Source organism: Telluria sp. ZB2R32 (assembly GCF_059685715.1).
In genome coordinates, this window is the sequence record NZ_JCASIG010000001.1 from 548,495 (window position 1) to 567,591 (window position 19,097).

Annotated in this window: 15 protein-coding genes, 1 tRNA gene and 1 pseudogene; 7 read left to right on the plus strand and 10 right to left on the minus strand. The window is 64.4% G+C overall.

The genetic code is table 11. The annotated features are described in order from the left end of the window. Positions 1–106: 106 nt before the first annotated feature. A complete protein-coding gene (locus tag AC56LG_RS02405) occupies positions 107–1,789 on the minus strand; it encodes a methyl-accepting chemotaxis protein (protein ID WP_497164532.1) in 1,683 nt (560 codons plus the stop codon). 32 nt (positions 1,790–1,821) lie between these two features. After that, on the minus strand, positions 1,822–2,310 hold the full coding sequence (locus AC56LG_RS02410; protein WP_497164533.1) for a chemotaxis protein CheW: 489 nt from the start codon (positions 2,308–2,310) through the stop codon (positions 1,822–1,824). Positions 2,311–2,576: 266 nt separating this feature from the next. Between AC56LG_RS02410 and AC56LG_RS02415 the strand changes: the two genes are divergently transcribed. Beyond that, the gene (locus tag AC56LG_RS02415) at positions 2,577–4,433 is read left to right on the plus strand and encodes a sensor domain-containing diguanylate cyclase (RefSeq protein WP_497164534.1); all 1,857 of its coding nucleotides are present in this window, start codon (positions 2,577–2,579) and stop codon (positions 4,431–4,433) included. A gap of 151 nt (positions 4,434–4,584) precedes the next feature. On the opposite strand, the gene AC56LG_RS02420 is transcribed toward AC56LG_RS02415, so the two are convergent. The 5 genes and pseudogenes from AC56LG_RS02420 to AC56LG_RS02440 form a co-directional block, all read right to left on the minus strand. After that, positions 4,585–6,210, minus strand: coding sequence for a M28 family peptidase (locus tag AC56LG_RS02420; protein WP_497164535.1), 1,626 nt, complete (start codon positions 6,208–6,210; stop codon positions 4,585–4,587). A 66-nt stretch (positions 6,211–6,276) separates the two neighbouring features. Beyond that, positions 6,277–7,668 (minus strand): HD-GYP domain-containing protein, encoded by a 1,392-nt coding sequence (locus AC56LG_RS02425; RefSeq protein ID WP_497164536.1) that lies wholly within the window; start codon positions 7,666–7,668, stop codon positions 6,277–6,279. 375 nt (positions 7,669–8,043) lie between these two features. Continuing rightward, positions 8,044–8,355 (minus strand): annotated as a pseudogene (locus tag AC56LG_RS02430) (KGG domain-containing protein); the annotation flags it as partial. 244 nt (positions 8,356–8,599) lie between these two features. Further along, positions 8,600–9,181: a PEP-CTERM sorting domain-containing protein gene (locus AC56LG_RS02435; protein ID WP_497164537.1), complete on the minus strand. Its 582-nt coding sequence runs from the start codon at positions 9,179–9,181 to the stop codon at positions 8,600–8,602. Positions 9,182–9,207: 26 nt separating this feature from the next. Beyond that, positions 9,208–10,713 (minus strand): PhoX family protein, encoded by a 1,506-nt coding sequence (locus AC56LG_RS02440; protein ID WP_497164538.1) that lies wholly within the window; start codon positions 10,711–10,713, stop codon positions 9,208–9,210. Between the two features lie 213 nt (positions 10,714–10,926). On the opposite strand from AC56LG_RS02440, the gene AC56LG_RS02445 reads away from it, so the two are divergent. The 3 genes from AC56LG_RS02445 to map all read left to right on the plus strand — a co-directional run bounded on the left by AC56LG_RS02445 (position 10,927) and on the right by map (position 12,358). After that, positions 10,927–11,017, plus strand: a tRNA-Ser gene (locus tag AC56LG_RS02445). 364 nt (positions 11,018–11,381) lie between these two features. After that, complete coding sequence (locus AC56LG_RS02450; protein WP_192056545.1) at positions 11,382–11,588, plus strand: ParD-like family protein; 207 nt, start codon at positions 11,382–11,384, stop codon at positions 11,586–11,588. A gap of 2 nt (positions 11,589–11,590) precedes the next feature. Continuing rightward, positions 11,591–12,358: a type I methionyl aminopeptidase gene (gene map / locus AC56LG_RS02455; protein WP_497164539.1), complete on the plus strand. Its 768-nt coding sequence runs from the start codon at positions 11,591–11,593 to the stop codon at positions 12,356–12,358. Here the strand turns inward: map and AC56LG_RS02460 are convergent. Both AC56LG_RS02460 and AC56LG_RS02465 read right to left on the minus strand, forming a co-directional pair. After that, the gene (locus tag AC56LG_RS02460) at positions 12,355–13,014 is read right to left on the minus strand and encodes a sensor histidine kinase (protein ID WP_497164540.1); all 660 of its coding nucleotides are present in this window, start codon (positions 13,012–13,014) and stop codon (positions 12,355–12,357) included. The genes map and AC56LG_RS02460 overlap by 4 nt on opposite strands. After that, positions 12,932–13,921 carry a hypothetical protein gene (locus tag AC56LG_RS02465; RefSeq protein ID WP_497164541.1) on the minus strand — a complete coding sequence of 330 codons (990 nt, stop codon included), beginning with the start codon at positions 13,919–13,921 and terminating at the stop codon, positions 12,932–12,934. Before AC56LG_RS02465 ends, AC56LG_RS02460 begins: the two co-directional genes overlap by 83 nt. Positions 13,922–14,077: 156 nt before the next feature. On the opposite strand from AC56LG_RS02465, the gene AC56LG_RS02470 reads away from it, so the two are divergent. Then, positions 14,078–14,401, plus strand: a complete 324-nt coding sequence (locus AC56LG_RS02470; RefSeq protein WP_497164542.1) for a hypothetical protein — start codon at positions 14,078–14,080, stop codon at positions 14,399–14,401. Between the two features lie 197 nt (positions 14,402–14,598). On the opposite strand, the gene acs is transcribed toward AC56LG_RS02470, so the two are convergent. Further along, the gene (gene acs, locus AC56LG_RS02475) at positions 14,599–16,596 is read right to left on the minus strand and encodes an acetate--CoA ligase (protein WP_497164543.1); all 1,998 of its coding nucleotides are present in this window, start codon (positions 16,594–16,596) and stop codon (positions 14,599–14,601) included. Between the two features lie 242 nt (positions 16,597–16,838). On the opposite strand from acs, the gene AC56LG_RS02480 reads away from it, so the two are divergent. Continuing rightward, positions 16,839–17,444: a TIGR00645 family protein gene (locus tag AC56LG_RS02480; RefSeq protein ID WP_497164544.1), complete on the plus strand. Its 606-nt coding sequence runs from the start codon at positions 16,839–16,841 to the stop codon at positions 17,442–17,444. A 33-nt stretch (positions 17,445–17,477) separates the two neighbouring features. Next, entirely contained in the window at positions 17,478–19,010 is a 1,533-nt protein-coding gene (locus tag AC56LG_RS02485; RefSeq protein WP_497164545.1) for a fumarate hydratase, read from the plus strand. Positions 19,011–19,097: the final 87 nt, after the last annotated feature.

Genomic DNA, 19,097 nt, shown 5'->3' on the forward strand with positions numbered 1-19,097 from the left:
GCATGTCGAAACGCGGCGCAGAGCCGACATGCACACGGCACGGATTGTTTGCGGGCGCCGCGGTGTGCAGCGGTACGACTGCGTGGGCACAGCCCACCCTACAAAATCAGAACGCTTCCCACTCCGCTTCGGGCGCAGCATGCTTGAGCGGCTTGCGTGGCGCGGCTGCCTTCGGCGCAGCCAGCACGACGCGCGGCTTCGCCGGCGCAGCCGCCGCAGCAACAGCAACGGCAGCAACCGCATCACCACCCACCTGGAACACGCTGACCGCGCGCATCAGGTTGGCCGCCTGCTCCTGCATCGAGGCCGATGCGGCCGCCGCTTCCTCGACCAGGGCCGCGTTCTGCTGGGTCACCTGGTCCATCTGCGTGATGGCTTCGTTGATCTGCTCGATGCCGGCCGTCTGCTCGGCGCTGGCGGCGCTGATCTCGCTCATGATGTCGGTCACGCGGCGCACGCTCTCGACAATTTCCTGCATCGTCGCGCCGGCTTCGCCGACCAGCCTGCTGCCGGCCTGCACGGCGTCGGTCGAGTCGCCGATCAGGCCCTTGATCTCTTTGGCCGCCGCGGCCGAGCGCTGGGCCAGGTTGCGTACTTCCGAGGCCACGACCGCGAAACCGCGGCCCTGCTCGCCGGCACGCGCCGCTTCGACCGCCGCGTTCAGCGCCAGGATGTTGGTCTGGAAGGCGATGCCGTCGATGACGCCGATGATGTCGGCGATCTTGCCGGCCGCGCTGTCGATCCGGTCCATGGTGCCGACCACTTCGCCGATCACGCGTCCGCCGCGCTCGGCCACTTGCGAGGCCGCCTCGGCCAGGGTATTGGCCTGGCGCGCATTGTCGGCGTTCTGCTTCACGGTCGAGGTCAGTTCTTCCATCGAGGAAGCGGTTTCCTCGAGCGAACCGGCCTGCTGCTCGGTACGGGCCGAAAGGTCGAGGTTGCCGGCCGCCATTTCGTTTGATGCGGTGGCGATCGTCTCGGTGCCGCTGCGTACCGTCACGACGGTGCGCACCAGGTTTTCGTTCATGGTTTTCAGGGCTTGCAGCAGCTGGCCGGTTTCATCAAGGCTGTCGACGGCGATGCGGCTGGTGAGGTCGCCGGCGGCGACCGTGTTGGCCACTTCCAGTGCGCGCGCCATCGGGCGCGTGATCGAACGCGTGTTCCACCAGGCGATCAGGCCGGCCAGCGCCACCGAAATCAGCGCCAGCACGATCATCAAGAGCCGGGTCGACTCGAAGGCTCCCTGTGCATCGGCGGCAGTCTTGGTGGCGACACCGATCTGCATGTCCAGCAGTGCGTTGACGGCACCCTTGAGTTCCGCCAGGGCGGGACGCAGCACCGCCTGCAGGTAACGGCGCATTTCCGCCTCGTCGCCGGCATGGATGCGCGCGACCAGTTCTTCCTGGCCCTTGAGGTAGGCGGCGTTGGCCACCGTCATGCGCTCGACCAGCGCCTGCCCGGCCGGCGAGGCCACGCTCTGGCGCAGCTTGTCCAGGTTGTCCTGGGTCGTCTTGCGCGAGGCGGCGATCTCGGCCAGTTGCTTCTCGCGGTCGGCCGGATCGGCGGACAGGATCATGTTGCGCAGCGCGATGGCGATATCGTTCACTTCCGACAGCGTGCCGCTGGTGGCGAGGATGTTCGGCACGCGGCGCGCGACCAGGTCGGCGGTGCCGTCGTTGACCTTGCCAAGCATGGTGATGCTGAAGGTCTGGATGGCGACCAGGATCAGGCAGAGGGCGCCGAAGCCCAGGGCCAGGCGCTGGGCGATTTTCAGGTTTGCGAGTTTCATGGATGTGTTGAAATGAGGGATAACGGAGTGTGTCAGGCCGCCAGCGGCAACGTCTCGGCGCTGACCAAACCCATGTCGGGCGCGGTCATCAGGCGCTCGATGTCGAGCAGGATCAGCATGCGGTCGCCGACCGTGCCCAGGCCATGCAGGCATTCGGCGTCGATGCCGCCACCGAGATGCGGCGCCGGACGCACCTGTTCGCGGCCCAGGGTGACCACGTCCGAGACGCTGTCGACCACCATGCCGATCACGTGCCGGCCGATGTTCAGGATGATGACGACGGTGAAGCTGTCGTAGGTGGCGCTGCCGAGCTTGAAACGCAGGCGCATGTCGACGATCGGGACGATCTGGCCGCGCAGGTTGATCACGCCCTTCAAAAAGGCCGGTGCGTTGGCGATGCGGGTCACGGCTTCATGGCCGCGGATTTCCTGCACGTTCAGGATGCTGATGCCGTACTCTTCCGAGCCGAGGCGGAACGACAGGACTTCGATATCGCCGGTATTGCTTGTTTGATCGATCACGATGACTCCAGGAAGCGGCCGGTTGCGATACCGCCGGTCAGAACAAGGGAAAGCAGAATTGCCGTAAGGCAAGATACTACGGTGCATGACTGTCGATTTCGATGTTCATTCGTTAATTTATGCAAATAAATGTCAAATTCCGCAGTTTTTTCAACACAAACACGACACACTTAGCGCTCTGCCAACAGCCGCCGATCTGCTACAGTCACAGGATATTAATTATTCGCACGGGGCACGGCAGTGCCCCGCACCTGGATCAGGAACCCATGCCCGCAGCCAGCACGCCACCCGACGAAATTGAACGCCTGCAGATGCTCAGGTCACTCGACCTGCTCGACACCGAAGAGGAGGCAGTCTTCGACCGCGTGACGCGCCTGGTCAGCCGCTTGCTGAACGTTCCGATCGCCCTGTTCTCGCTGGTCGACGCCAACCGCCAGTGGTTCAAGTCACACGTTGGCATCGACGAGCACGAAATTCCGCGCGAACTGGCGTTCTGTGGCTATGCCCTGCTGCAGGACCAGCCGCTGGTGGTACCCGACGCCAGCAACGACGCGCGCTTCGCCGACAATCCGATGGTGACCGGCGCGCCGAACATCCGCTTCTATGCCGGCGTGCCGATCCGCACCAGCGGCGGGCTGGCGATTGGTACCCTGTGCGCGATCGACGCCCAGGCGCGGGTGCTCACCGCCGACGAGCTGTGCATCATGATCGACCTGGCCGACATCGTGCAGAAGGAAGTGCAGTACCGCGAACGGCTGGCCGTGGCCGGACGCCACGCGCTGCGCTCGGAAGCGGTGCTCAGCGCCAGCGAAGCGCGTTTTCGCTCGATCTTCGACCTGGCCAGCATCGGCATCGCGCTGGTGGGCCCGACCGGCGGCTGGATCAGCGTCAACGATTCGCTGTGCCGCACGCTCGGCTACAGCCCGGAAGAACTGCAGCGCCGGACCTTCCAGGACGTGACCCATCCCGACGACCTCGATCTCGACCTCGACCTGCTGCGCCAGCTGCGCGCCGGGGAGCTCGACCAGTACCAGATGGAGAAGCGCTACATCCGCAAGGACGGCGGCCTCGTCTGGGTCAACCTGAACGTCAGCAAAAAGCTGAACGCGTGCGGGGAGATCGAATACTACGTCTCGGTGATCAAGGACATCAGCGCGCAAAAGGAAGCCGAACGCGCGCTCAATGCCCTGCACGCCGACCTCGAGGCGCGCGTTGCCGAGCGCACGCGCGAGCTGCACGAGCGCGGACTGGAACTGCGCAGCGTGATCGAGAACGCCAACGACGCCTACATCGGCCTCGACGAGGCCGGGGCCGTCATCGTCTGGAACCGCGCGGCCGAGCAGACCTTCGGCTACAGCGCGCTGGAAGCAGTCGGCCGGCGGCTCGAAGCCCTGATCATCCCGTCCGCGCTGGGCGGCGCCCACCGCGACGGCATGCTGCGCTACCTGGCAAGCGGGAATTCGGAGGTGCTGGGCAAGCGCATCGAAGTACCGGCGGTGCGCAAGGACGGCTCGGCGCTGACGGTGGAACTGCGCATGAACGTCCTCGAGCTGCATGGCCGGAAGACGTTCTCGGCCTTTTTGCACGACATCTCGGCGCGCAAGCAAGACGAGGCGCGGCGCGAATACGAGAGCCGCCACGACATGCTGACCGGCCTGCTGAACCGGCGCGCCCTGCTCGAAACCCTGCCGATCGCCCAGCTGCGCGCGGCGCGCAACGGCAAGAGCATGGCCCTGCTGTTCATCGACCTGGACGGCTTCAAGGCCGTCAACGACGACTTCGGCCACGACGCCGGCGATACCGTGCTGCGCACGGTGGCAGCGCGCCTGCAGGAGGTGGTGCGCAAGACCGACAGCGTGTTCCGCCTGGCCGGCGACGAATTCACGGTGCTGCTCGAATCGATGAGCGACACCTATGGCGACGCGCGCCAGGTGGCGCACAAGATCATCGCCGAACTCGGGCATCCGGTAGCCGTCGGCGCCGCCGCGGCGCACGTGGGCGCGAGCATCGGCGTGGCCGTGTTCACGCCCGGCGCCAGTGCCGGTCCGGAAGACCTGATCAAGGAAGCGGACCGGCAGATGTACGAGGCCAAGCGCGCGGGTAAAGGGACGGTGTGCCCGTAGGGTGGGCTCTGCCCACGCGGTGATACGCGCCGGCGAGATCGTCGAACACGAGATCGGAGCCGGTACGTACCATGCGTGGGCGAAGCGGTTCGCCGCCCGGCACACCCTGACATCCTTTCAATGAAGATCGCGTGACAATCCCAACTGCGGTTCAGCGCTTGACGCGCCCGAACGCGTCGCCCTCTTTCCACGCCGGCATGCCCGGCGCATTCGCCACCGCATAGCCCAGGTTCAGCGTGAACTGGGTCTGCTGCAGCATGCCCGACAAATCCCAGTTCGCATGGTATTCGTCGGTCACCTGGTGGTAGTCGCCCTTGAAGCCGACCATGGTGGCGCTCGCGTGCGATTGATCGTGTTCGAAGGTGAAGTGGCCGTCGCCCGAAAACACGGCCGAGCCGACGTTAAAGGCCGGCACGCCTGCCTTGGCGAAATTGAAGTGGTCGGCGCGGAAGTGGGCGCCGGACAGGTCGGGGATGGTCGGCGCCAGCTTCAAGCCCATCTTTTGCGCCACCGTCGCCGCCGTGCCATACAGGCTGCTGCGCTCGGCGCCGGGCACGCCGATGTCTCTGGTTTTGCCGACGAAGTTCAGGCTGTCCAGGTTCAGGTTGGCCGCCGTTTTCGCCAGCGGCACGACAGGATTGGCGACGTAGGCCGCGCTGCCCAGCAAGCCCTGCTCTTCGGCCGCCGGCCACAGGAAGACCTGGGTGCGGCGCGCCGGCCTTTTCACCGCCTCGGCCGCCATCGCCAGCAGCGCGGCGCTGCCGGTGGCGTTGTCGACCGCGCCGTTGAAGATGCGGTCGCGCCCTTCCGGAATGTTCTGGTCGATGCCGAAATGGTCCCAGTGCGCCGAATACACGACCGCCTGCTCTTTCAGCTCTGGATCAAGGCCCGGCACGATGCCGACCACGTTGAAATCCTCGACCTGGCGGATCGCCGATTTCAACGCGACGCGCGCACCCGTCTTGAGGTCGACCGGTTTGAAGTCGCGCCGCTCGGCCTGCGCGCGCAGCGTGTCGAGATCGAAGCCGGCGGCGGCAAACAGTTCGCGCGCCGTGTCTTCGTGCAGCCAGCCTTCGATGCGGTTGCCGGCGCCGGCCAGGTGGAAGCGCTCGTGCGAGAAGCTGTTGGCCGGCACACCCCAGGCATACGAGGCGGACGGCGTGGTGTGGATCAGCAGCGCACCGGCCGCGCCGCGGCGCACCGCTTCCTCGAATTTATAGAGCCAGCGCCCATACCAGGTGTAGGCCTTGCCGGCGAAGCGGTCCGGTTCCTCGCTCGTCGGTTGCGGGTCGTTGACCATCATGACGAGGATCTTGCCCTTGACGTCGACGCCCTTGTAGTCGTCCCATTGTTCTTCGGGCGCGGAGACGCCGTAGCCGAGGAAGAGCAGCGGCGCATCGAACGCCAGGCTAGCCTGGCCGCTGCCGGTGCCGAAGACGATGCCCTCTCCGTTCTTCGGTGCGATGCGCTTACCGCCGGCGCTGAAGACGACTTCGCTGCCGGGCAGCAGACGCGTGCCTTCGATGGCGACCTTCTGCCGATAGCCGCCGCCCGGGATGGGCTGTAAACCGATGGCGGCCGCCTGGGTTTCGAGGTAGCGCACCGTCAGCGCGCCGCCGCGCTGGCCGGTGCCGCGCCCTTCGAGCAGGTCGTCGGCGAGAAAGGACAAGTGGGCACGCAGCGCCGCCTCGGAGACAGCCGGCGCCTGCTGGGCCAGGGCGGGATTGGCGAGGTTGACGGCGGCGCAGGCCGCAAGGGTAACGAAACGTAGGCGCATCGGGTCGAGGTCCTGTAGGGATGATGCCCTTATGTTATCCCAGCCTTGGCCGCCGGCGCCCGGTGTTCAGGCCGCCTCGGTCGCCGCTTCCATCAGGCCGGCGCGCACTACCGCGCGCTGCAGCGCCGCGAAGCAGCGCGGGTCGAGCGCGGTGCCGACCGTCTTTGCCATCATCTCCAGCGCCTGCGGCACGGGAATGGCGCCGCGATAGGGGCGCTCGGCGGTAATGGCGTCGAAAATGTCGGCGGTGGTGATGATGCGCGTCTCGAGGTCGATCTGGTCGCCGGAGAGGCCGCGCGGGTAGCCGCCGCCGTCAAGGCGCTCGTGATGGGCGCCGGCGATGCGCGCCAGTTCGGCAAAGGCGTCGATGCGCGACAGGATCGATTCGGTGTACTCGGCATGCATGCGCACCGCCGCCCATTCGTCGCGGTCGAGCGCGCCGGCCTTGTCGAGCACGCGGTTGCTGACACCGAGCTTGCCGACGTCGTGCAGCATCGCGCCGCGCCGCAGCCAGCGCCGCCGCGCGCGGTCCAGGCCAAGCTCCTCGGCGATCATGTCGGTGTACAGCGACACGCGCGCGCTATGCCCGCTCGTGTACGGGCTTTTCGAGTCGACCACCTGGCCGAAGGCGATGGCGATATCGTCGAGATAATCGTCGTCCAGCGGGATCGTGTGTTCGCGCGGCTCCATCGCGAATACGATCTTGTCCATGTCCGGCGCCGACAGGGTGGCCCAAAACGCATCGGATTGCGCCACCCGTTCGAACGCGGCCACCAGGCGCGGGTCGAACCAGCTGCCGGATCGCGCGCGCACTTCCGCCAGCGCCGCGTCGCGCCCGTCCGCCGTGTGGAAGACGTCCACCACCTGGGCCAGCAAGGCAATGCGCGCATACGCCGGAATCGCTTCGCCCGCCAGTCCGGCCGGACTGCCCTTGCCGTTGAAATGCTCGTCGAGGCTGTAGATGCCGGCGGCGACGCGCTCGGGAAAGCGCAGCAGGCGCGCGATCTCGGCGCCGCGCTGGCAGCGGGTGGCAATGAATTCGTTGCCGAGTTCGCGGCCGTCGCGAATCATGGTCAGCACGGTACGAAAACGCTCGGCCAGCCCGGCCTTCATGCCGGCATGCTTGAACACGAAGCCCAGCAGTTGCGGCACGCTGTCGCCGGTCGTCTTGTAATCGTGCTTGAAGAGGCGATCGTCGGTCATGTACAACTCGCAGATGCGCGCCGCATTGCTGCTGCAGCCGACGTCTTTCAGCAGCAGCGTGTAATACAGCTCCCACAGCTGTTCGCTGCTCATGCCGGCTTCGCGGCCGATGTTCATGCCGATCCAGCAGCTGCGCACGCAGTGGCCGGCAGGCTGGCCTTCGGTCAGGTCGAGCGCATAGCTGAGCGATCCGATCAGTTCGGAGAGCTTGAGCGCCGCGGCCGGCGCCGCGGTCGTGGCGGGGAATCGGTCCATGATGTTGATATTGCCGTATCGAAATAATTAATTTTACGCGGAAATACTTGGGCACGTGGCTGCACGGCGTGAACGGCAAGCTTCGAGAGCTAAATTGTGCCGTTCTGTCGTCAGCTTGCCACGGGTGGCGGCCAACGAACACGAAAGCGCCGCGCAACCGGTCGGGCGACCGGCGCAACGGCGCATTGGCACGGCAGAGGTGAGCGCCCTCCCCGCTACTTCCAGAACTGCCGGGACGACAGGAGGCCGTCTCAGGCAGGTTGACGACGCATGCTATTCGTCGTTCTTGCGGCTCTGCGAGCCGGCTTTGGCATGCTGCTCCGGCGAACCGCCGCGGGTGCTTTGATTGCCGCCGCCACCGGATTGCTTGTTGCCGTCGTTCTTGTGGCTTTGCTCGCCGGCGCGTGCGTGCTGTTCGGGCGAACCGCCGCGCGGTCCCCCGTTGCCGCCACCGCCCTGGTTACTGCCACCGGACTGCTGGTTGCCGTCGTTCTTGTGGCTCATCGAGCCGGCACGGCGCGCTTCTTCGGAGCTGAATTCGTGCGCATTGCCCGATGCGTGTGCGGCGCGGCCGCCTTCGCTGGCAATGTCGCGTTGACGTTGTGGGTCCATCGAAGCGAAACCGCGGTTGCTGGTATCGCCGCTCTGCTTGTTGCCGTTGTTACCGCCCTGGTTATTTGCTGCCATAGTTACCTCCTATTAAGAAAACTAAGGTACCGGCCCGTAGTGCGCCGGGACAGGGACATCCTAGTCATCGAGGGCTTGCCTGACCACTGCAGGCATCCCGTCGATCAGTAGGAATACACCCCATCGGCTTGTCAGCACATACTTCCAATCCGTCGGCAACTTGACCTTTAAAAACATTATCTTCGGCAAAAAAGACATTAAAACGGCGCCGACCGTAACCGGCGCCGTTTTCGGGAGCCGGTTGTCAGCCCTTGCGGCGGCGGCGCGCCATCAGGCCGGCCAGGCCCAGCGTCGGCAGCAGCAGCGCCAGCGTCGACGGCTCGGGAATCTCGGCGTTGATGGCGAAGGTGTCGCCGACGGCCAGGCCGCTGGTGTCGAGAATCCAGTCGGTTTGCCCCTCCACTGCCAGCGGGTTACCGAAGTGGAACTCAGCCCATTCCGGCGTCGCAAAACCGATGCTGGCGACATCGAGACCGTTGCTGACGCTGCCCAGCGTGCCGAAGGTCGGCGTCACGCTGCCGGCCGCCAGGAAGGAAATACCGCTCAGGTTGAAATGGAACTGGTTCAGCGCCGTGCCGCTCAGGTTGCGCACCAGGGCGTTCAGGCTCAGCGGGCCGAGCAGGTCTTCGGCCTGGATTTCGAAGCGCAGCGTGGTGGTGCTGAAGTTCTGCAGGTCGAGGTCGAACGACACCGCGCCAGGCGTGCTGTAGTCGGTGACGGTGTTGGCGGACGAACCGCTGGTGTTGAGCAGCAGCGCGGCCTTGGCCGGGCCGGCGATGGAGAGCGCGGCGACCAGGGCGGCGGCGGCGAGTTTGGCGAGATGCATGGGATTCCCCTTGTTGTCGTGAATGATTACAGCGGGCCGTTGGCCCATGGGCCGGCGATGGCGAAGGTGATGCCCGGCGTCTGGATGTTGACGAACAGGTAGCGTCCGGTCGGATCGAAACAGGCGCCGGCGAATTCGTTGGCGCGGTGGTCGCCTGCCAGCCCGGTCTGCTTGCCCGCGGTTTGCAGCTGCACCGCGCTCAGGTTGACGTTGTTCTTGGCGAAGATGTAGGCGTCGCCCTGCCCCGTGATGCCCATCAGGCGCTGGCCGAAGCCGAACGGATCGGTGGCGGCGGTCGAGGCGTCTTCGCAGATCAGGATAGCGTTGCGCGGGCTGACCGTCAGGTTGTCGCCCATGTTGCCGACCAGCTGGCTCGGGCTCGAATAGATGCAGGTCAGCACCTGGCTCGCCAGGTCGAGTTCCCAGATCGCACCGCGCGAGACGGCGCCGCCCGACGTATCCATCACGTACATCTTGCCCTGCGCATACCAGATGCCTTCGCCACGGTTCATGCGCAGCGCACCCAGGGTCCAGCCCTGCACGAAGGGGCCGGCCGCGTTCGAGATCGCGATGCCGGTTGGACCGACGGCGTTGCCGCGGTTCGCGTCCGGATCGGCTACCGGCACCCATTCCAGTTCATAGCGCGCATTCAACGGCGCCGTCGCCAGGTTTACGTTCGGCACGCCTTTGACTTTGGCCATCTGCAGCACGCCGCCCATCGCCAGCGAACCCGGCGCGCCAGTCTTGATGTCCGGCACATAGCGATAAAAGCCCGACTTGCCCGAGCTGTCCTCGGTCTGGTAGACGTTGCCGTTGGCCGGATCGACCGCCGCCGCCTCGTGCGCAAAGCGGCCCATGCCGATGATCGGCAAGCCGGTGGTGCGCGCCGGGTCCGAATGGACTTCGAACACGTAGCCATGCTTGCGGCCGGAGGCGCTGACGGCATCCGAACCGACCTCTTCGCAGGTAAGCCAGGTGCCCCAGGGCGTGATGCCGCCGGCACAGTTGGTTTGCGTGCCGCCCAGGCTCGGCGTCATGCTGACCCAGTTGCCGTCGCGGAAAATCAGATTGGTGGTGCCGCCGCCGAACTTGTTGGTGGTGCTGGTGGTGCTGGTGCCGTTGTCGTAGACGCCCGGCGCATTCAGGAAGTTGCCGGCCGACGTGGAACCGATCTCATGATTACGCACCAGCACCAGTTCGCTGCTGCGCCCGACCTTGCGCGACACCACGACACCCATGCCATCATGCCCACCCGGACACGGCATGCCATTGGCCATCGTATCGCCGCGCCAGCCAAAGGTTTTATAAGTAAAGCCCGGCGGCAACTGCAGCAGCGGCAGGCCGGTGGTCATGTCGGCGGTCGGGCGAATCGGGCCGTAAGGGCTGTCGACCAGTGCAGTCGAACCGTTGGCGGCACGCGCCTGTTGCGACTGCAGCGCCATGAACGCGCCCACGAACGGCAAGGCGGTAGCGCCGGCCACGGCGCCCTTGAGCAGATTGCGCCGCGACGGCGAGAGGTCCTTGTTGGTCATGCTGGCATTCTCCGAGTAGGTGGTAGGGTGGTGAGCCCTGCTGTGCAGCGGGGATGCATGCATTACAACAGCCAAAAATGTCGGCTCGATGACAGCAAAATGACAAGCTTAAATATTTGCTACGTGAGGTAGCCGGCGTGGCGTCGCGGGAATGTGCTTGAACTGCCGAGAATTGTTGCTATAATAGGCGGCTTCGCAACGGCGAAGCATGCAGGAGAGATGGATGAGTGGTTTAAGTCGCACGCCTGGAAAGCGTGTGTAGGTTCATAGCCTACCGGGGGTTCGAATCCCCCTCTCTCCGCCAGGAAACAAATGAAAAAGCCACCCTCGAGGTGGCTTTTTCATTTGTTTCCTGGCGGAGAGAAGCGAGGCGCCTGCGCGCCTCGCGTGGGGGATTCGAAAGCCGTCGCCCTGCAGGGCGCGGCGGGCCCGCGGAACGTGGGCGAATCGCCCGTTTGCCGTCGCCCCAAAGGGCGACGGCCCCGCGCGCCGAGGGCGCGCGCCGTACCTCTGATCAAGTTTTTGCAGTGAAAGCAAGCCACCGATTTTCAAACTATACAGACGCGTGGGCACAAGTGCCCACCCTACAGACCCAACAAGAATCCCTTGCCCTCCGCTCGAAAAACCATATACACTCCATATACGTTCCATATATAGGAGTACAAACCATGGGCATCGTCAACATCGACGACGACCTGCACGACCAGGTCCGCAAAGCCAGCACCGTCACCAACCGCTCCATCAACGCCCAGGCCGCGTTCTGGATCAAGATCGGCATGCTGTCCCAACTGAACCCCAACAAAACCTTCAACGAGATCGTCGCCGACGAGTTGAAAGCCGCCGGCGTCAACGCGCCCTCGCTGCGGGCGGCCTAGCCATGACCAAGCGCCCCGAAGAAATCGCCCTGATGGCCGAGTCCGGCAAGTTGCTGGCCGCCGTGTTCAGCCACCTCGACAAGCTGACCCTGACCGGCATGTCCACCATGCAGGTCAACGACCTGGTCGATAGCCTGATCGTGAACGAGTTGAAGGCGCGACCGGCCAGCAAGGGTCAGTACGGTTACGCCTACGCCCTGAACGCGTCGCGCAACCACGTGGTCTGCCACGGCGTGCCCTCCCCGACCGAGATCCTCCAGGACGGCGATATCGTCAACTTCGATATCACGCTGGAGAAGAACGGTTACATCGCCGACTCCAGCAAGACCTACCTGGTCGGTAAGGTCAAACCGCTGGCCGAGCGCCTGGTGCAGGTGACCTATGAGGCGATGTGGAAGGGAATCAAGGCGGTGCGGCCGGGCGCGCGGCTGGGCGACGTCGGCCACGCCATCGAAAAGCACGCCAGGAAGAACGGCTATTCGGTGGTGCGCGAATATTGCGGCCACGGCATCGGCCGCGAGATGCACGAGCCGCCGCAGGTGCTGCACTGGGGGAAACCGCAAACGGGGCTGGTGCTGCAGGAAGGCATGGTGTTCACCATCGAGCCGATGCTGAACCAGGGACGGCGTGCGGTGCGCACCGAAGACGACGGCTGGACGGTCGTCACGCGCGACGGGCAATTGTCGGCGCAGTTCGAGCACACGGTGGCGGTGACCCGGCATGGGGCGCGGGTGTTGACCTTGCGTCCGGAAGAACGAATGCCGGGCTAAACCCGTGGCAATACCAATGTAAACGTACTGCCGCTCCCCGCGCCGGCGCTGTCGGCCTGTACCGTGCCGCCGTGCAGTTCGGTCAAACGTTTGACCAGCGCCAGCCCCAGTCCCAGACCGCCGTGATTCCGGTCGGGCGTCAGTATCGCCTGGGTAAAAGTGTCGAACACGCGCGGCAGCAGGTCTGCGTCGATGCCGATGCCATTGTCGCGCACCGCGATCGTCACTTGCCGGGCATCGGCTGCGAGGTGCAGCGCGAGTTCGCCGCCCTCGGGCGTGTACTTGGCGGCATTGTTGAGCAGGTTGGCGATGATTTGCACCAGCCGTTGATGTTCGCCCAGCACGACCACCGGTTCCGGCACGAGGTCGAGCTGGAAGCGGTGCCCCTTGCGCTCGATTGCCGGACGCACCTGTTCGCAGGCTGCGTTGATCGCTGCCCGGATGTCGACCGGTTGGGCGTCGAGCACCAGCTGCCCGCGGCCGATGCGCGAGACATCCAGCAAATCGTCGACCAGGTGCACCATGTGCTCGACCTGACGCAGGATCATGCTGCCGACCTTGTCGATGCCCGCCCTATCGGGATTGCGCATGTGGCGCAGCAGTTCGGCGGCCGACTGGATCGGCGCGAGCGGGTTGCGCAGTTCGTGCGCGAGCATGGCGAGGAAAACGTCCTTGCGGTCGCGCTCGTCGTGCAGTTGCTGCAAATGCGCCGGTCAGGTCCTGTTCGGCGCGGGCGCGGGCGATGTCGAGCTCATACAGGCGCCAGGCGAAACGCCAGATCAGCAGCGCCAGCAAGACGATCGTTCCCCAGGCAAGCAAAGGCAGCAGCGTCGCAGCGTCGTACAAGCCCGCGTGCAGCGCCGCCACGGCAATGCCGGCCAGCACCAGCGGCACCGCCAGCGCCAGCCACAGCAGGCGGCGCGCGATGCGGGCACTGGGCGACGACCCCGCAATCACCGTCATGATGCCCTGGTCGGGACGCAGCAGCAGCACGCCGCCGGCTAGCAGGGTGGCGGCCGCGGTGGTCGGCAACGAGACGCCCTTGCCCGGCAACGCTTTATACAGGAGCGTGTCCAGGAAAAAGTAGCCGGCGAAATTGAGTAGTGCCAGCAGCAGCACTGCCATGGCGCCGATCTGTGCCAGCTCGACGTGACGGTCGCGCGCCATCAGGCTCAGCGCCCCGCCCAGGATGAAAAAGATGCCCGCTGTAAGTGGCGCCGACAGGCTCAGCGCCGACTGCGTGCCGACACCCGAGAGCAGGAAGGGGCTGGGCGCCGTACCTGCGATGTGGCAGGCCAGCATCGACAGGCCGGCAAGGGCCACCAGCATGCCGATCGCGCTGCCTGCCGGCGATTGCACGCGATGGCGCGCCTGCAAGCCGAGGCTGGCGGCGCTTGCCAGCACCAGCGTGGCTGTCGCCGGCACCATCTTCGGCAGGCTTTCGAACAGCGATACCAACAAGGGAATGTCAAACACCCAGCCGATGCCATTGGCTGCGCCGAGCAGGAAGCAAGCGGTGACGGCCAGGTGCAGTAACGCTAATCGGGACGAAAACTTTTGCAAGTTGGAATCCACAGCTGAGAAAAACCCATTGTAATCGCTTGCATCCAGACAATCGGTACGACAGGCCACAATGGACGGCATTCGCGTATTTACCAGTTGAAGCCATCCCGCGATGCTGGCAAACTGACAGCTGGCTTATCTATTCGGGAGACGGCAATGAACACGATGGCAGGCGGCAAGGGACCTGTTAGGCAGATCGGCGGCAAACAATTGTTGCGGGTGTTGCTGGGGACGGCGGCGATGTTGCTGGTGCCGTTGGTGGCGATGCAATTTACGCGCGAAGTTGATTGGACGGGGAGCGACTTTGTGATTGCTGCCGTGCTGCTGGCGGGGACCGGGCTGCTGTTTGAAGTGGCGGCGGCAAAGCTACGGTCGCGCAAGGCGCGGGTGATTGCGCTTGGCGTGATTGGGCTGGGGTTCGTGTTCGTGTGGGCGGAGTTGGCGGTGGGGCTGGTGGGGAGTCCGCTCGCTGGGTCGTAAGCCTGCCGGGTTGATAAAAAGGCCGCTTCGAGCGGCCTTTGTTATTTGAGCTGGGGTGCGAGTGGACGATTACCGGAGACACACGTAACGGTGGGCATGCCCACCCTACGACGCACGTAACGGTGTGCATGCCCGCCAACGGGGTCAACAATATAAAGGTAGCGTGGGCGGGTTTTACGTCCACGCGTTCAGCGCGATTACGCGGATTCCTTCAATTGGTCCAGGATCGCCGGGTTTTCCAGCGTCGACACGTCCTGGGTGATGGCTTCGCCCTTGGCCAGCACGCGCAGCAGGCGGCGCATGATCTTGCCGGAGCGGGTTTTAGGCAGGTTGTCGCCGAAGCGGATTTCCTTGGGTTTGGCGATCGGGCCGATTTCCTTGCCGACCCAGTTGCGCAGTTCGGTGGCGAGTTTCTTCGCATCTTCTCCGGTCGGACGCGCGCCCTTCAGGACGACGAAGGCGCAGATCGCTTCGCCGGTAGTGTCGTCGGGTTTGCCGACCACGGCGGCTTCGGCGACGTTCGGGTTGGCCACCAGCGCCGACTCGATTTCCATCGTACCCATGCGGTGGCCGGACACGTTGAGCACGTCGTCGATGCGTCCGGTGATGGTGAAATTGCCGGTGTCCTTGTTGCGGATCGCGCCGTCGCCGGCCAGGTAGTACTTGCCGCCAAGCTCTTCAGGGAAATAGCTCGTTTTAAAACGTTCCGGATTGTTCCAGATGGTACGGATCATCGACGGCCATGGACGTTTCACGACCAGGATGCCGCCCTGCCCGTTCGGCACGTCGGCGCCGGCTTCGTCGACGATCGCGGCCATGATGCCCGGCAGCGGCAGCGTGCACGAGCCCGGCACCATCGGCGTCGCGCCCGGCAGCGGGGTGATCATGTGGCCGCCGGTTTCGGTTTGCCAGAAGGTATCGACGATCGGGCAGCGTTCCCCGCCGACGTTCTTGTAGTACCACATCCAGGCTTCCGGATTGATCGGTTCGCCGACCGAGCCGAGCAGGCGCAGCGAGGACAGGTCGTAGTTTTGCGGATGCACGTCCGGGTTGACGTCCGATGCCTTGATGAGCGAGCGGATCGCGGTCGGCGCGGTGTAGAAAATGCTCACCTTGTGCTTGGCGATGGTGTCCCAGAAGCGGCCGGCGTTCGGGAAGGTCGGCACGCCCTCGAACACGACTTCGGTGGCGCCGACGGCCAGCGGGCCGTAGGTGATGTAGCTGTGGCCGGTGACCCAGCCGATGTCGGCGGTGCACCAGAACACGTCGCTCGGCTTGATGTCGAAGGTCCATTTCATCGTCAGCGCGGCCCACAACAGGTAGCCGCCGGTCGAGTGCTGGACGCCCTTCGGCGTGCCGGTCGAGCCCGAAGTGTAGAGGATGAACAGCGGGTGCTCGGCGTCGACCCATTCCGGTTCGCACTCGGCGGGTTGGGTATCGACCAGTTCGTTGAGCCAGATGTCGCGCCCTGGATTCCAGGCGATGTCGCCGCCGGTGCGTTTATAGACGATGACGTCGCGGATGCTGTCGCAGCCGCCCAGCGCCAGCGCTTCGTCGACGATGGATTTCAGCGGCAGCGACTTGCCGCCGCGCTGTTGTTCGTCGGCGGTGATGACGGCCACGGCGCCGGCGTCGATGATGCGTTCCTGCAGCGATTTGGCGGAAAAGCCGCCGAACACCACCGAGTGGGTCGCGCCGATGCGCGCGCAGGCCTGCATCGCGGCCACGCCTTCGATCGACATCGACATGTAGATGATGACGCGGTCGCCCTTTTTGATGCCGCGGTCCTTGAGGCCGTTGGCGAACTTGCAGACGCGCGCGTGCAGTTCGCGGTAGGTGACGTTGGTGACGGCGCCGTTGTCGGCCTCGAAGATGATCGCCGTTTTTTCGGCGTTACCGTTCAGAAGGTTGCGGTCGAGGCAGTTGTAGGAGGCGTTCAGCTGGCCGTCGGCGAACCATTTATAAAATGGCGCGTCGGACTCGTCGAGGGTATTGGTGAACGGCGTTTGCCAGTCGAGGTGTTCGCGCGCCAGGCGGGCCCAGAAGCCTTCGTAGTCGCCCGCTGCTTCCGCGCACATCTTGTCGTAGGCTTCCATGCCCGAGATGGCGGCGTTGGCGCTGAATTCGGCCGGCGGCGCGAACACGCGGTTTTCCTGCAGGCCATGGTTTTCCTGGTTGCTATCGTTCTCAGTCATGCCGGTCTCCATCATGTAGTAGTTTTGCCTGACACCATAGGCGCGTGCCCTTACTCGTCCCTTACGAGCATAAGCGAGCATAAGCGGGCATAAGCGGGCACAGCCGTGCATAAGCGCGCGCCTTCCCAGCTCCCATGCGATTTTACCAACCCCCGGCCAAACCGACACGGCCATCTGCAAGCGTGCGCCAGAGGTGTAAAATGATGGGCTGTATTTTCGACGCACTCCTGGAGCTTCACCCGATGTCGCATAATCCGCCCCAAATTCCATACCGCAAGCTCACCCCCTTAAATAGCCTGATCTTCGCCAGCCGCTGGCTGCAGCTGCCGCTCTACCTGGGCCTGATCCTGGCGCAGTGCGTGTATGTTTTCCATTTCTGGGTCGAGCTGAAAGACCTGATCGGCGCCGCCTTCGGCAACGTCAACTCGTTGAACCACATTCTCGAGGCCGTGGGCATGACCAACGGTCCGAAAAAGCTGACGGAAACGACGATCATGCTGGTCGTGCTCGGCCTGATCGACGTGGTCATGATCTCGAACCTGCTGATCATGGTGATCATCGGCGGCTACGAAACCTTCGTGTCGCGCATGCATCTGGAAGGCCATCCGGACCAGCCCGAGTGGCTGTCGCACGTCAACGCCTCGGTCCTGAAGACCAAGCTGGCCATGGCCATCATCGGCATTTCGTCGATCCACCTGCTGAAAACCTTCATCAACGCAGGCAGCTATGACGAAAAGGTCCTGATCGCCCAGACCGTGATCCATTGCGCATTCCTGCTCTCGGCCCTGGCCATTTCCTGGACCGACCGCATTACCACTTCGACGCATCATCAGCCTAAACAGCATTAACTTACCAGCCACTAACATCACAAGAGAATTGTCATGACAGTCATCAAACAGGAAGACCTGATCGAATCGGTCGCCGCTGCGCTCCAGTACATCAGCTATTACCACCCGGCTGACTACATCCAGCACCTGGCGCGCGCCTACGAGACCGAGCAAAGCCCGGCGGCAAAGGACGCGATCGCGCAGATCCTGACCAACTCGCGCATGTGCGCCGAAGGCAAGCGTCCGATCTGCCAGGACACCGGCATCGTCAACGTGTTCCTGAAGATCGGCATGGGCGTGCGCTTCGAAGGTTTCAGCGGCACCGTCACCGACGCCGTCAACGAAGGCGTGCGCCGCGCGTACAACTTCGCCGACAACAAGCTGCGCGCCTCGATCGTGGCCGACCCGCATTTCGAGCGCAAGAACACCAAGGACAACACCCCGGCCGTGGTCCACATGGAGCTGGTCGAAGGTAATACCGTCGACGTGAAGGTCGCGGCCAAAGGCGGCGGCTCGGAAAACAAGACCAAGTTCGTGATGCTCAATCCATCCGATTCGCTGGTCGACTGGGTCATGAAGACCGTGCCGCTGATGGGCGCCGGCTGGTGCCCGCCGGGCATGCTCGGCATCGGCATCGGCGGCAGCGCCGAAAAGGCGATGCTGATGGCGAAAGAATCGCTGATGGAAGACATCGACATGTACGAACTGAAGCAGCGCGGCCCGCAGAACAAGCTGGAAGAACTGCGGATCGAACTGTGCGACAAGATCAACGCGCTCGGCATCGGCGCCCAGGGCCTGGGCGGCCTGACGACCGTGCTCGACGTGAAGATCAACATGTACCCGACCCACGCCGCATCGAAGCCGGTCGCCATGATCCCGAACTGCGCCGCGACCCGCCACGCCCACTTCGTGCTCGACGGCTCGGGTCCTTCGTACATCGAACCGCCGGCGCTGTCGACCTGGCCTGACGTGAACTGGACCCCGGACACCGAGAAATCGAAGCGCGTCGACCTGAACACGCTGACGAAAGAAGAAGTCGCATCCTGGAAGCCGGGCCAGACCCTGCTCCTGAACGGCAAGATGCTGACCGGCCGCGATGCCGCCCACAAGCGCATCCAGGACATGCTGGCCCGCGGCGAACAACTGCCGGTCGACTTCACGAATCGCGTGATCTATTACGTCGGACCGGTCGACCCGGTCGGCAACGAAGTCGTCGGTCCGGCAGGCCCGACGACGGCCACGCGCATGGACAAGTTCACCGACATGATGCTGGAAAAGACCGGCCTGATCTCGATGATCGGCAAGGCCGAGCGCGGCCCGATGGCGATCGAATCGATCCAGAAGCACAAGTCGGCCTACCTGATGGCGGTCGGCGGCTCGGCTTACCTGGTCTCGAAAGCGATCAAGTCGGCCAAGGTGATCGGCTTCGAAGACCTGGGCATGGAAGCGATCTACGAGTTCGACGTGCAGGACATGCCGGTCACGGTCGCCGTCGATTCGACCGGTACCTCGGTGCACACCACCGGTCCGAAGGAATGGTCGGCCAAGATCGAATCGCTGAAAGGCATTCCGGTCAACGCGATCTAAACCCTGCGCTAACGGTTGCCTCGACCGGTAACCGTCGATCAGGGCCGTAAGGTGGGCGGGTCTCCCGCCCACGCGTTCAAACCAAGT

What these genes read in the sequence shown, in the direction of transcription:
- AC56LG_RS02405 (WP_497164532.1), bottom strand. Translation starts at nt 1,789, where the DNA reads ATGAAACTCGCAAACCTGAAAATCGCCCAGCGCCTGGCCCTGGGCTTC.
- AC56LG_RS02415 (WP_497164534.1), top strand. Translation starts at nt 2,577, where the DNA reads ATGCCCGCAGCCAGCACGCCACCCGACGAAATTGAACGCCTGCAGATG.
- AC56LG_RS02420 (WP_497164535.1), bottom strand. Translation starts at nt 6,210, where the DNA reads ATGCGCCTACGTTTCGTTACCCTTGCGGCCTGCGCCGCCGTCAACCTC.
- AC56LG_RS02425 (WP_497164536.1), bottom strand. Translation starts at nt 7,668, where the DNA reads ATGGACCGATTCCCCGCCACGACCGCGGCGCCGGCCGCGGCGCTCAAG.
- AC56LG_RS02435 (WP_497164537.1), bottom strand. Translation starts at nt 9,181, where the DNA reads ATGCATCTCGCCAAACTCGCCGCCGCCGCCCTGGTCGCCGCGCTCTCC.
- AC56LG_RS02440 (WP_497164538.1), bottom strand. Translation starts at nt 10,713, where the DNA reads ATGACCAACAAGGACCTCTCGCCGTCGCGGCGCAATCTGCTCAAGGGC.
- AC56LG_RS02450 (WP_192056545.1), top strand. Translation starts at nt 11,382, where the DNA reads ATGGGCATCGTCAACATCGACGACGACCTGCACGACCAGGTCCGCAAA.
- map (WP_497164539.1), top strand. Translation starts at nt 11,591, where the DNA reads ATGACCAAGCGCCCCGAAGAAATCGCCCTGATGGCCGAGTCCGGCAAG.
- AC56LG_RS02460 (WP_497164540.1), bottom strand. Translation starts at nt 13,014, where the DNA reads ATGCTCGCGCACGAACTGCGCAACCCGCTCGCGCCGATCCAGTCGGCC.
- AC56LG_RS02470 (WP_497164542.1), top strand. Translation starts at nt 14,078, where the DNA reads ATGAACACGATGGCAGGCGGCAAGGGACCTGTTAGGCAGATCGGCGGC.
- acs (WP_497164543.1), bottom strand. Translation starts at nt 16,596, where the DNA reads ATGACTGAGAACGATAGCAACCAGGAAAACCATGGCCTGCAGGAAAAC.
- AC56LG_RS02480 (WP_497164544.1), top strand. Translation starts at nt 16,839, where the DNA reads ATGTCGCATAATCCGCCCCAAATTCCATACCGCAAGCTCACCCCCTTA.
- AC56LG_RS02485 (WP_497164545.1), top strand. Translation starts at nt 17,478, where the DNA reads ATGACAGTCATCAAACAGGAAGACCTGATCGAATCGGTCGCCGCTGCG.